Consider the following 13,971-nt stretch of genomic DNA (forward strand, 5'->3'; position numbering starts at 1 on the left):
CGTAGTTTAGAAACTATTGAAACAAAATATTAGGTTATTTCCTTATCAAATGCGGGATATATTGACTCACGTTTGATAAGTTTGTTTTAATACTAGGTACTAAATTTTAACTTAAATATAGGAAAAAAAATTATGGCTCAAAAACCAAATTTTCTAAAAAAATTAATTTCCGCAGGATTGGTAACTGCTTCTACAGCTACCATAGTAGCCGGCTTCGTAGGCTCAGCTATGGGTGCTGCTACACAGCAGAATAGAACGACAGCTGGAGCTGCTACAACTGTTGACGGTGCGGGATTTGACCAAACTGCCGCTCCTGCAAATCTTGCAGTTGCTCCAAATGCAGTTATTACGGCTAATGCTAATAATGGTATTAATTTTAATACTCCAGCAGGTAGTTTTAACGGTTTGTTTTTAGATACTGCAAACGATTTAGCAGTGACAATTAGCGAAGATACTACCTTAGGGTTCCTCACGAATGTTGCTAATAACGGTAACATCTTTAACCTTACTCTTGCTGCCGGTAAAACTCTTACCATAACAGGACAAGGTATTACTGCTGCACAAGCTGGTGCTACAAAAAATGCTCAAAATGTTGTTACACAAGTTAATGGTGGTAATGCTATTGCCAATAATGATCTTAGCGGCGTAGGAACAATAGATTTTGGTGCTGCGGCTTCTACATTAGTATTTAATTTAACAAACCCTACAACTCAAAAAGCTCCTCTTATACTTGATAATGCTGCAATAGCTAATGGTGCTAACGGTACATTAAATGTTACTAATGGATTTATTCAAGTTTCAGATAAAACTTTTGCTACTATTAAGACAATTAATATCGGTGACGGTCAAGGTTTCATTTTCAATACTGATGCTACTAACGGTAATGCTTTAAATTTACAAGTAGGTGGTGCTACTATTAATTTTAACGGAACAGACGGTACCGGTAGATTAGTATTATTAAGTAATGCTGCTGGTGGCGGTGCTACCGACTTTAATGTTACAGGAAGTTTAGGCGGTAATCTAAAAGGTATTATCGAATTTAATACTACTGCAGTAGCCGGTCAACTTATAGCTAATGCAGTAATAGGTACTAATAATGGAGCTGGTAGAGCTGCAGGGTTTGTTGTTAGCGTAGCTAATGGAAATGCAGCAACAATCGCTGGACAAGTTTATGCTAAAGACATGGTTATACAAAGTACTAATGCAGGCGGACAAGTAAACTTTGACCACATAGTTGATGTTGGTACAGACGGTACTACTGCCTTTAAAACAGCAGCTTCTAAAGTTGCAATAACTCAAAACTCAAACTTTGGTGCTACTGATTTCGGTAATCTTGCAGTGCAGATTACAGTTCCTGATACTAAGATCCTTACAGGTAATTTCACAGGTGATGCTAGCAATAACGGTAATACTGCAGGTGTAATAACTTTTGCTGCTAACGGTACTTTAGCAAGCGGTAATGCTGATGCAAATGTTGCAGTGACAAATAATATTAAAGCAATCGAAGCAGCAGGTGTGGGAGTTGTTAATTTATCAGGAACACATACTGCTGAGCTACGTTTAGGAAATGCCGGTTCTGTATTTAAACTTGCTGACGGTACAGTTGTCAATGGTAAAGTTAACCAAACTGCTCTTATTGGCGGTGCTATTCAGTTAGATGGAAGTGCTACAATTACTGGTGATATAGGTAACGGTGGTGGTAATGCTGCGTTACAAGGTATTACTTTAGCTAACGATGCTTCAAAAACATTAACACTTGGTGGAGCAAATATTATCGGTGCTAATGCCGGTGGAACAATTGATTTCCTAGCTAACGGTGGTACTATTAAATTAACAAGTACTCAAAATAATATTTTAGTTGATTTTGATTTAGCTATCACTACTGATCAAACAGGTGTTGTTGATGCGAGTAGCCTAACAAATAATCAAACTTTAACTATTAGCGGTAATATTGGTACTATTGCAGCTAATAATAAAACTCTTGGACAATTTAATATCGGCTCAAGTAAAACAGCTTTAAATAGTGGTGATGTTGCTATTAATGAGTTAGTTATTGGAAATAACGGTTCAGTACAACTCGCTCACAATACTTACTTAATAACAAAAACTACGAATGCTGCCGGTCAAGGTAAAATAATATTTAATCCTGTTGTAAATATTAATACGACTCTTGCAGCCGGTACAAATTTAGGTAGTGCAGCAAATCTGCTTTCTGAAATTAATTTTGGATCTAAAGGAGCTAATGCTGATACTATATTAAATGTTGGCGAAGGTGTAAATTTATATGCTACTAATATTACTACTACCGATGCTAATGTAGGTTCTTTCAGCTTTACGGCCGGTGGAACAAATATAGTAAGCGGTACAGTTGGTGGACAGCAAGGTAATAAGTTTAATACTGTAGAATTAGACAACGGTACTACTGCTAAGTTCTTAGGTAACGCAATATTTAACGGTGAAACTACAATTGAAGATAATTCAACCTTACAAATCGGTGGTAACTATACTGCGGACTTTGTCGCATCTGCCGATGGTACCGGTATAGTAGAATTTGTTAACACCGCTCCTATTACCGTAACATTAAACAAACAAGCTGGACCTGTTGATGATTTAAAACAAATAACAGTTTCCGGTCGCGGTAACGTAGTGATTAATGAAATAGGTAATGCAGGTAATGACCATGGTGCGGCGACTGATACAATTTCTTTTGAAAATGCAAGTTTAGGTGCAGCTTTATTCTTACCCAATGGTATCTTATTAGACGGTTTAACAATTAAAAGTACAGTAGGTAATGAAACAGCTACAGGTGATTTTGATGTTCCTAGACTGATTGTTTCAGGGGTTGATAGTGTAATCGCTGACGGTCAAGCAATCGGTGATCAGGGTAATATTGTAGGTCTTGGTCTTGGAAGTGATAACGGTATTACTGTTAATGCTACTACATTATACGCAGGTATTGGTACTGTAAACAATAATCAAGGTACTGTCACACTTAGCGGCGGTATTCCTAACACCCCTGGTACGGTTTATGGCTTAGGTGAAGGTATTGGAGCTCCAAAGTTAAAGCAAGTAACGTTTACTACAGACTATAACAACTTAGGTAATATTATCGCAACTAACGCAACAATTAATGACGGTGTAACTGTTACTACAGGTGGTGTAGCCGGAACAGATTTCGACGGTAAAATTACCCTTGGAAGTGTTAACGGTAACGCTAATGTAAGATTTGCTGACGGTACATTTTCTGATTCTACAAGTATGATTGTTACTACTAAAGCTAATAACGGTACTGTAACTTACTTAGGTAGTGCATTAGTCGGTAATATAGGTAGTTCAGATACTCCTGTAGCTTCTGTTAGATTTACAGGTAGTGATGATGGTGCAGGATTACAAGGAAATATTTATTCACAAGTCACAGACTTTGGTACTTATGACTTAGGTGTTTTAAATTCTAACGTAATTTTAGGCGGTGGTACTACTGCTATTAACGGTGAAATCGATCTTCTTACAAATACCTTAACATTTGCAAGCGGTACTTCAACATGGGGAAGCAATACTTCTATTGAAACTACTTTAACAGTAGCAAACGGTAATATAGGTCACATCGTTATTGCGGAAAATGCTCAGGTTAATGCAACAACTACAGGAACTACAACCATTAACGTACAAGATAATGCCAATGCAAATTTCAGCGGTACACAAACTTATACTTTAATCCAAGGTGGTGCTAGATTTAACGGTACTTTAGGAGCTCCTAACTTTGCTGTAACCGGAAGTAATCGTTTCGTAGATTACGGTTTAATACGTGCTGCTAACCAAGATTATGTAATAACACGTACTAACGATGCAGCAAAAGTAGTTACTAATGATATCGCAAATAGCCCATTTGCAGGTGCACCGGGTGTAGGTCAGAACGTTACGACATTCGTAAATTCAACTAATACTGCGGTGTATAATAATCTTCTTTTAGCTAAAAATAGTGCTGATTCTGCTAACTTTGTTGTAGCTATTACTACCGATACAAGTGCAGCAGTAACTAATGCACAATTAGATGTAGCAAAAGACATCCAAGCTCAACTTGGTAACAGATTAGGGACCCTTAGATATTTAGGTACTCCTGAAACTGCTGAAATGGCTGGACCTGAAGCTGGAGCAATACCGGCTGCGGTTGCTGCAGGTGACGAAGCTGTTGACAATGTAGCTTACGGTATATGGGCAAAACCTTTCTATACTGATGCACATCAAAGTAAGAAAGGCGGTTTAGCTGGTTATAAAGCTAAAACCACTGGTGTCGTAATCGGTTTAGATACGCTAGCTAACGATAATTTAATGATCGGTGCTGCTATCGGTATCACTAAAACCGATATAAAACACCAGGATTATAAGAAAGGTGATAAAACCGACGTTAACGGTTTCTCATTCTCTCTATATGGTGCCCAGCAGCTTGTTGAGAACTTCTTTGCTCAAGGTAGTGCAATATTTAGCTTAAACCAAGTGAAGAACAAAAGTCAGCGTTACTTCTTCGATGCTAACGGTAAGATGAATAAGCAAATTGCTGCCGGTAATTACGATAACATGACATTCGGTGGTAACTTAATGGTCGGTTATGATTACAATGCAATGCAAGGTGTATTAGTAACTCCAATGGCAGGACTTAGCTACTTAAAGTCTTCTGATGAAAACTACAAAGAAACCGGTACAACAGTTGCAAACAAGCAAGTTAACAGCAAGTTTAGCGATAGAACCGATTTAATAGTAGGTGCTAAAGTAGCCGGTGGTACTATGAATATAACTGATCTTGCGGTATATCCGGAAGCTCACGCTTTTGTAGTTCACAAAGTAAATGGTAGATTATCTAAAACTCAGTCTCAGTTAGATGGACAAGTTACTCCGTTCATCAGCCAGCCTGACAGAACTGTTAAAACATCTTACAATGTAGGTTTAAGTGCAAGCATAAGACCTGATGCTAAGATGGAATACGGAATTGGTTATGATTTCAATGCTGCAAGTAAGTATACTGCACATCAAGGTACTTTAAAAGTACGTGTAAACTTCTAATCGCTCCCGATTAGCAAGTTTATAACTTTCTAAAGAAAAAAGCCCTCTTTGAAAAAAGGGGGCTTTTTTTTATTCTTTCTTCGTGCCTACAGGTCTTGTTTCATGAATACTGAGTCGTCATTGCGAGGAGGTATTGTTGCGTGGACCGTAAAACCCACTGTGTCACCCCGTGGCTTGACCACGGGATCCATAAAAACAATAAAAAATATTAATAATTTAGTATTTTAAGCTGGATCCCGCGATCAAGTCGCGGGATGACAAGAGTGAAATTGAGCCATGCAACAATGCCTCGCCTATGCGAGAATGACATCACCTACTTTTCTACCCAGTGCAATATCTTCATTAACCTCAAATTTTTATTGACTTCTAGTCGAAAATATATCTAGCTTTACAGCTAAAAATTTAAAATTAATAAATATTATGAAAAAATATATATTAGGGATTATTATGCTTCTAATAAGCGGAAGTATATTTGCTCAAAGTCAAATATCTAATTTAGTTGTACCGGTTAGCTATTTTATAAATCATGTATCGCAATTGGAAAAGCTAAAAGAAAATCTTAATAAATACAAGCAATCTAGTATAGTAGGGGTAAGCGGTATGGGTAAAACGCAGCTTGCTAGGATGTACGCTTATGAAAATAAAGAAAACTATAACATAATTTGGTTTATTGATTGTAATCTAAATATAGAGCAGCAGTTACTCAAATTATCTAAAGCTATTAATACCGAGGTAAAATCACCGGTGATTTCAGAAGATATGGCAGTGATGAGGAAAGATTTAATAGCTTATCTAGCAAGTAAAGATAAATGGTTGTTGGTGTTTGATAATTTAAAAATAGGCGAGAATAAGAAAATAGAGGATTTTATTAATTGGGAATATAACGGTAATATTATAGTTTGTTCTCAAGATGATGAATTATTATCTAATATAATCAAAGCAAATGCTTTCACTAAGTCGGAAACTGCATTACTTGCAAAAAATATATTGGAAAATAAAAATCCGGAATTAATAAATTTTTTGACTCAAGAATTTGGAGGATATCCGATTCTCGTAGTTCAAGGAGCACAAATATTAAATCAAGTACAAGGTTTGAACTTAGAGGAATATAAGAAAAAGATAAAAGCCTCTAAGGATAAAATAGAGCTAAATATAAAACTTTTGTTAGCAATGAATTAAAGCCTAGTGCTAAAAGATTACTATATGGGATAGCATTGCTTAATAATCTTGAAAGTTTTTCAAAAGAATTATTAAATTCTATTACTGAAGATAAGCATAGTCTAGACGATGATATTTATCAGCTTTCTAAATTTGCTTTGATCTCTAATATTGAACCTAATGAAGTTAATCCGATATTTGAAATGCATGATGTTATAGCTGAAAAAATATTACAAATAAATGGAGATAAAGGAAATAAAGAATATCTAGAACTTAGTGTTACTAATCTTTTAAATTCTATACCTAAAAGTTTAGTAAAGGGGCGTATTTTTAGAAATGCTAAAACTATATCGGATAATATTGAGATAATTACAAAAAATGCAGAAAAATATGATATACCAATATATAAAATTTTAGAGTTAAAATTAAATTTATTAATACAATATGCTAATTCTTCCGATTTATATAACTCAAAAAAATTAGTAAATTGGTTTGATAAAAACGATCAAAAAGGTAAATTTAAATTATGGACAATGAATAATGAAGAAAAATTTGCTTATGCTGCATATTTAGGACGCATAGGGTGGTATTATAGAACTTGGTCGAATCCTAAAAAAGCAATTGAATATGATACGAAAGCTAACCAGGTATTTGATGAAGTAAAAGGATATGATTCCATAAAATGTAATGTAGTTTTCGGTTCGGCCATATCCAATATTCAGCTAGGAAATCTAGAGGAGGCAGAAATTATGGAAGCTATGTTCGATCAAAATCTGGTAGATCAAACTGATATAGCAACTATATATTATGCAAAAGCTAAATTATTTAATATCCAAGGTAAAAATTATGAAGCATTAAGAAGAATTGACGATACTATAAATGCTTGTATTGAAAACGGCATGAAACCTCAAGATTTATTTCTTACCGGTTCATATCTCATTAAAGTAGATGTATTAAATAATCTTAAGAAACATCAGGAAGTTCTTTCTTTATTAGAACAAGTATATGATATGAATAAATCGAGTAAAAAAGAGGAAAATCAAGTATTTGGACGAATTTTTATCCAAAAATCAAGAGCAAAGCTAGGACTCGGTGATGTTACCGAAGCTCTAGAATATGCCAAAAAAGCTAAAGCAATTTTCTTTAATGATCCAACTAGACCTAATAAAGAGGTTATTATATCACCAGATATAGATTTGGCAAAAACGTTCGTTGCTGAAGGGAATGCACTAGTGTTACTTAATCAAAATGAGGGGGCGGTAGATGCTTATGCTACTGCTGAAAATATATATTGGAATAACTATAAAGAAAATATGAAAAATGTGTATGAAATAAGTAATATGTATCTTGCAGCCGCTAAAGCTAGTTGCACTTTACCTAAGAAATTTTGGTATGAAAAATTCCGTAATAATCAGATAGAAAAATTCGGAGCTGATCATCCGAATAGTATTAAAATTTTAAACCTTAAATGTGATGGTTCAAATTAGCTAGAATTTTTTCGGTGCTGTCTCACTAAGTGTGTAAATTTCTAGGATAGGTTATATTAACAATAATATAATTTATCAGGAATAACATGAGTAACAGTAACCAAGAGAAGATAAAACAAGCAGTAGATTTGCTAATAGATAAAGATACTGATTTAACGAGTTTTTTTGCCAAAGACGGGATATTAAAGCAGTTAACTAAAAATATATTTGAAAGAGCCTTAAAAGCTGAGATGGATGAGCATCTTGTCTATAACAAATATGGCAGGATAGAGACTAACAATAGTAGAAATGGTGTATGCAAAAAAAGCCTAATTACTGAAGGTGGAGTATTGGAACTTGAAGTACCACGTGATAGAAATGCTGAATTTTCTCCTGTACTAGTGCCAAAGCGTCAGACTAGGATTGATGGATTAGATCAGAAGATATTATCCTTATATGCTAAAGGGATGAGCCTCTCTGACATTAAGATTCAGATTCATGAGCTATATGGTGCAGAGAACAGTGAAAGCCTTATTAGTCGGGTTACCGATAATGTTATGGATGAGGTCAGGAGTTGGCAGAATAGGCCTCTGGAAGCCATATATGCTATAGTATATTTTGATGCACTTATGGTTAAAGTACGTCAAGATAAGAGAATTATCAATAAGGCAGTATATGTAGCTTTAGGTGTAGATTTAACCGGAAGGAAAGATATTTTAGGCTTGTGTATTAGCGAGAATGAGGGAGCTAAATTTTGGTTAAATAATTTTACTGAAATGAAAGACAGGGGATTAAAAGATATCTTAATTGCTTGTAGCGATAATCTAACGGGCATGAGTGAGGCGATATCTGCAGTATATCCACAAACTGAGCATTAGCTGTGCATTGTACATCAAATCAGAAATAGTTTGTCATATGTAAGCTATAAAGATCGTAAAGAACTTGCAGCAGATTTGAAGCTAGTATACAGCTCTATCACTGAGGATGAAGCACTACTGCCTTATCTGATTTTGATATGAAATGGGGCAAACAGTACCCACATATTGCAAAATCATGGCAAAATAATTGGCAGAATTTGATAATTTTTTTACAATACCCAGAAGTGATTAGGCGTATCATTTATACAACCAATGCAATCGAAGGTTTAAATAGTCAATTACGCAAGGTTACTAATAACAAAAGGGGTTTTCCTAACGACGACTCTGTATTTAAGACTTTGTACTTGACAATTGACTATATTACGCGAAAATGAAATATGCCTATCCAAAATTGGGGAGAGGCCATGGCTCACTTTTTGATAAAATTTGAGGGGCGAATTTAATGCCTATTTTAGAATTTACACACTTATATATCCAGAGCATCGCCTTTTTCTTCATTAGAAACAAAAATAGCGTATTTCTCTAGTAATATTGCATCTAATTTATCAGTCTTTGCAAAATGGTTACTAGCTTTAGCAAAAGCATATACCTTATTTGGGTGTGTTCTATGTACCGCAATATCCCACTCTTGAAGCTTCTTCATTACAAGACGCTCATAACCTCCCGTCGATTCTAATACACAAAGCTTAATTTTATTAGAAGCAATAACTGATTTTATAAAATCAGTTATTGCTTCATCTGTATTTTTAATTTTATAATGTTTTTTATTCATAGATATATCTAATGTTGCTTTTGATACATCTATACCTATAAATAACTTGTTTTCTTCTGTCATTTCTGATACCTTGTTAACGTTGTTCAAAGTGCGATTACAGGATTATAAATTCGATCTCTTCAGGACCATCCTACCGTTCGTACTACAACACTTTGTAGATTATGAGGTGTGTACCTAGATTCCTTCGATCTTTTATGATCCATCCAGTTAAACGGTATCACTCATTATTTTCTACTCTATACTCTTTTCAATACTTGCTTCAAGATACAATCCAGCATAAAAATATCAATATAGCAAATTTTTAAAATTAAAAGCTCGCTTTATGCTGTATTCCTGCTTTCGCGGGAAGGCGTTGTTGCGTGGATCAATTTAGCCTCTTGTCATCCCGCGACTTGTTCGCGGGATCCAATTAAAAATACTAAAATTATTAGTATTTTTATTGTTTTTTGGATACCGTGGTCAAGCCACGGTATGACACCGAACGGATTTTTCGTTCCACGCAACAATCCTTAGCGAGAATGACATAAAGTAAAAATTGTCCGCTACTAGAGGACAAGCCACAGGTTGACATCGAGTATATACACTGTTGCGTTAATGGCACTTAAGAAATTCCCACTAAAAACAATAACTAGTTTTCCCTTTATTAATTAACTTATATATTATCTAATTAAGTTAGTGATTAATTTATTAAGGGGTTTATGAAGAAACAACATATAATAAACGAGACTTTTTTAGATGCAATTCTAGCTAAGAAATTAGGTACTACTTATACTCCTCCAAAAGAAATTAACGATCCTGACTTTGATGAAGCAGCAAAGCATTTCATCATCTATTACTTAGAGCCGACGGCTTTAAGCCTGTTAAAACTGCAGTAGTTCATCCAATCGATAAAGAATCATTACTCGGTGCAGTTAGAGCGGCACAATTTAATGTAATAAAACCGGTCTTGATTGGTCCGCAACATAAAATTGAATCAGTAGCAAAAGTTAATAATGTTGATCTTGAGGATTATCAAGTAATTAACGTTGAGCATAGCCACGAAGCAGCAAAAAAAGCCGTAGAGCTTGCGAAGAAAAGAGAAGTTGCGGCTATTATGAAAGGGTCGCTTCATACTGATGAGCTTATGTCTGCAGTAGTTCATAAGGAGAATGGACTACGTACCGAACGCCGTATAAGCCATGCTTTTTTAATGGCAGTTGCAACGTTCCCAAAGCCTTTTATTATTACTGATGCTGCTATTAATATTCGTCCTACTCTAGAAGATAAGCGTGATATAGTGCAGAATGCTATTGATTTAATGCATATGATTAAAGAAGACAAGCAGGTTAGAGTTGCGGTATTATCAGCAGTTGAGACGGTAACCTCCGCAATCCCTACAACTCTTGACGCAGCCGCTTTATCGAAAATGGCAGATCGAGGGCAAATTACGAATGCTATAGTTGATGGGCCGCTTGCGTTTGATAATGCTATATCTTTATTTGCTGCAGAAGCAAAAGGCATTAGTTCTTCGGTTTCAGGAAATGCCGATATATTAGTAGTACCTGATCTTGAATCAGGCAATATGCTTGCAAAGCAGCTAAAATATTTGGGTCAAGCGGTTATGGCGGGTATCGTTCTTGGAGCCCGTGTGCCTATTATTTTAACAATTAGAGCCGATCCTATGGATATGCGGGTTATTTCCTGTGTACTTGCTTCATTTATCTATAATCACACTAAGGCAAAGCTACATATCCAAGCAGGTAAATAATATGAAAGATGTTATTTTAATAGCTAATGCCGGCTCATCTAGTTTAAAAATTTCTATTTTTGAAATTCAGAATAAAAAAGTTAAGGATAAAATTTATAATATTTTTTTAGAAAAGAACGACAATAAAATATTATTTCATATAAATAAAAAACAGGAAGCTGCTACCGATATTAAAGATGATGCTATTGAAATGATGATTGATCTTTTTGAAGATTGGTGGAAAAAACAAGAGAATCTCAATTTAATTGCAACCGGTCACCGTATTGTCCATGGCGGAAAAAATTTTAATAAACCGGTTATTGTTAATGAAAAAGTTAGTGAAGATTTGAGAGTATTAATACCTATAAGCCCTTTGCCTCAACCTTATAATTTGCAGGTACTGGATTTATTTCTTCAAAAATATAAAGAAATCTCGCATATAGCATGTTTTGATACGTCGTTTCATTTTACCAATCCGCCTATTACAAAAGCTTTCGGTTTACCGAAAAAATATTATGATAAAGGGATAATTCGTTACGGTTTTCATGGGTTATCATATAAATATGTTAGCAGCCATTTTAAAGAAATGACAAAGGAAGATTTATCTACAAAGACTATTATAGCTCACTTAGGAAGCGGTAGTAGTCTATGTGCTATTAAAAATGGTCTTAGTCTAACAAGTTCCATGGGCTTTAGCGTACTTGACGGTGTTATGATGGGTACAAGGACAGGTAACCTTGATCCTGGAGTAGTGTTATATCTTATCGACCATGAGAAAATGACTACGAAAGAAGTAACTGAGTTACTATATAAGAAATCAGGGTTACTCGGTATGTCCGGTGAGAGCTCTGATATGCGTACTTTGCTTGCCAGTAACTCACCTGATGCTAAATTTGCTATAGATTTATTCGTGTATCGCATTGTACTTGAAATAGGTAAGTTAACTGCTGCCCTTGAGGGGCTTGATTGTCTAATTTTTACTGCCGGTGTCGGACAGAATTCCCCTGTAATACGTGAAATGATTACCGAAAAACTTTTATGGCTAGGCATTAAAATAGATGATACAAAAAACCAAAAAAACGAGCATCTAATAAGTACATCTGATAGTAAGGTTAAAGTTTTTGCTGTGCCGACAAACGAAGAGCTAATCATCGCTGAAGAAGTGATGAAGTTTTTATAACACAAATTGGTTAATTTTTAATTACTTCTACCTCTATTTTTCTTTATTAACTTTTTTTGAAATAAAATATATGCAACTATAGATATATTTTTAACTTAAATTTTGAGGGAAGTTATGCCGGAAGATTTTGATAAAAAGAAAGCAGAAAAACAAATAAAGGATATTAAAAATAATAAGATAAATCCATATATAATGATGCAATGAAGAAAGATTCTAGAGTGAATTTTATGCAGAAGCAAGTTATAGCTAAAAACGCAGCAGCAGGTTATAAGACAGCATTAAAAATAGAGCAGCAAGCAAAAGAAGCAGGTATTAGTTTAGATAAAGATGCTATGAGACGCTTAGAGAAAATAAAAAGTCGTTATATAGAAGCTACTAAGAAAGCAGAATTTCAAAAATTTCAAAGTGATCAAGCTTATAAAACGAATCAACAAAAAGCTGAAGCATTTAGGAGTGGTGCAACAGCTGCTGCTAAAAAACAAAGAAAAGAAGATTATAGGACAGGTGGGTGGGGTAAATAATTAAATTATAATTTTATTGCATTAATTGGTACTGGCTACTATTTTTAAGGTATGTCTATACTTCACGCTACAATCTTAACAGTTTTTCCTGAAATGTTTCCTGGTACTCTGAGGTATTCTTTAGCAGGGCAAGCACTGCATAAAAATATTTGGTCATATGATATTATCAATATTCGGGATTTCGGTCTAACTAAGCATAAAAATGTCGATGATGAAGCTTACGGCGGTGGTGACGGGCTTATAATGCGTCCTGATGTTTTAGGCAGTAGTATAGATCATGCCCTTTCTTTAAATCCTAATGCTGAAATTTACTATCCTTCACCTCGCGGTAGAGTCTTTACTCAAAGCTTTGCTAAGGAGATGTTAAAAAATAAAAACCTTATATTCTTATGTGGACGTTACGAAGGGATTGACGAACGTGTAATTGAAGAGTATAATGTTAAAGAAATTAGTGTAGGCGACTACATTTTATCCGGCGGAGAAATACCTACCCTTGCCATTCTCGATTGCTTAATTAGACTACTGCCAGGTGTTTTAATGAACCAAAATACCTTATCTTCCGAGTCTTTTGAAGAAGACGGGGAATTTAAGGGCGGGCTTGAATGCTGTCTATATACAAGACCTGAAATTTGGCGTGATCGAGCTGTACCGAGTGTTTTATTATCCGGTAACCACAGTCTAATTAATGAGTGGAAAAAAGAGCAATCACGTATGATTACTAAATTACGCCGTCCGGAGTTACTTAAAGATTTATAGAGTTAAGGAGTTAAAAAAATGAATATTATTGACCGCTTTGAACAGGAAAATATTTCAAAGCTTACTGCAAATAAAAAAATTCCTGATTTTGAAGCCGGCGATACAGTTAAGGTAACTGTTAAAATTATTGATAGATCGATTGAGAAAGACGGTAAGGAAAAATTAACGGAAAGATTTCAAGCTTATGAAGGTGTAGTTATCGCAAAAAGAAATCGTGGTATTACTTCATCTTTCTTAGTACGTAAAATTAGCCATGGTGAAGGTGTCGAAAGACGCTTTATGACTTACTCGCCGATAGTACACTCTATTGATGTAGTAAAATACGGGGTAGTTCGTCGTGCTAAACTTTATTATTTAAGAAATAGAAGCGGTAAGTCTGCTAGAATTAAAGAGAGACATATCCCTATTGCTAAAACCAAAGCAGGAATCGGTGCTGTCTCACTAAGTGTGTAA

The 13,971-nt window shown here is 34.9% G+C and carries 8 protein-coding genes and 4 pseudogenes; 10 read left to right on the forward strand and 2 right to left on the reverse strand.

Features of this window, described 5'->3' with window-relative positions; genetic code table 11:
- Positions 1–132: 132 nt before the first annotated feature.
- The 5 genes and pseudogenes from ompB (at position 133) to AC5587_RS01245 (ending at position 9,003) form a co-directional block, all read left to right on the forward strand.
- The gene (gene ompB / locus AC5587_RS01225; protein WP_499162594.1) at positions 133–5,058 is read left to right on the forward strand and encodes an outer membrane protein OmpB; all 4,926 of its coding nucleotides are present in this window, start codon (positions 133–135) and stop codon (positions 5,056–5,058) included.
- A gap of 102 nt (positions 5,059–5,160) precedes the next feature.
- Entirely contained in the window at positions 5,161–5,286 is a 126-nt protein-coding gene (locus AC5587_RS01230) for a hypothetical protein (protein WP_410526804.1), read from the forward strand.
- Positions 5,287–5,505: 219 nt separating this feature from the next.
- A complete protein-coding gene (locus AC5587_RS01235; protein ID WP_499162595.1) occupies positions 5,506–6,237 on the forward strand; it encodes an NB-ARC domain-containing protein in 732 nt (243 codons plus the stop codon).
- 35 nt (positions 6,238–6,272) lie between these two features.
- Entirely contained in the window at positions 6,273–7,703 is a 1,431-nt protein-coding gene (locus tag AC5587_RS01240) for a tetratricopeptide repeat protein (protein WP_499163049.1), read from the forward strand.
- An 86-nt stretch (positions 7,704–7,789) separates the two neighbouring features.
- A pseudogene (locus tag AC5587_RS01245) lies at positions 7,790–9,003 on the forward strand (IS256 family transposase).
- A gap of 38 nt (positions 9,004–9,041) precedes the next feature.
- Here AC5587_RS01245 and AC5587_RS01250 read toward each other — a convergent pair.
- A pseudogene (locus tag AC5587_RS01250) lies at positions 9,042–9,395 on the reverse strand (IS110 family transposase); the annotation flags it as partial.
- Positions 9,396–9,682: 287 nt separating this feature from the next.
- Positions 9,683–9,838 (reverse strand): annotated as a pseudogene (locus AC5587_RS01255) (MFS transporter); the annotation flags it as partial.
- 195 nt (positions 9,839–10,033) lie between these two features.
- Between AC5587_RS01255 and AC5587_RS01260 the strand changes: the two are divergent.
- From AC5587_RS01260 to rplS, 5 genes and pseudogenes are all read left to right on the forward strand, one after another.
- A pseudogene (locus tag AC5587_RS01260) lies at positions 10,034–11,082 on the forward strand (phosphate acetyltransferase).
- Between the two features lies 1 nt (position 11,083).
- Positions 11,084–12,241 (forward strand): acetate/propionate family kinase, encoded by a 1,158-nt coding sequence (locus AC5587_RS01265; RefSeq protein ID WP_499162596.1) that lies wholly within the window; start codon positions 11,084–11,086, stop codon positions 12,239–12,241.
- A gap of 227 nt (positions 12,242–12,468) precedes the next feature.
- Positions 12,469–12,762: a hypothetical protein gene (locus AC5587_RS01270; protein ID WP_499162968.1), complete on the forward strand. Its 294-nt coding sequence runs from the start codon at positions 12,469–12,471 to the stop codon at positions 12,760–12,762.
- A gap of 51 nt (positions 12,763–12,813) precedes the next feature.
- On the forward strand, positions 12,814–13,518 hold the full coding sequence (trmD, locus tag AC5587_RS01275; RefSeq protein WP_499162597.1) for a tRNA (guanosine(37)-N1)-methyltransferase TrmD: 705 nt from the start codon (positions 12,814–12,816) through the stop codon (positions 13,516–13,518).
- An 18-nt stretch (positions 13,519–13,536) separates the two neighbouring features.
- Complete coding sequence (gene rplS / locus AC5587_RS01280) at positions 13,537–13,971, forward strand: 50S ribosomal protein L19 (protein WP_499162598.1); 435 nt, start codon at positions 13,537–13,539, stop codon at positions 13,969–13,971.

The sequence above is a fragment of the Rickettsia endosymbiont of Hedychridium roseum genome (genome assembly GCF_964028255.1).
In the GTDB taxonomy this organism is placed as follows: Bacteria; Pseudomonadota; Alphaproteobacteria; order Rickettsiales; family Rickettsiaceae; genus Rickettsia; species Rickettsia asembonensis.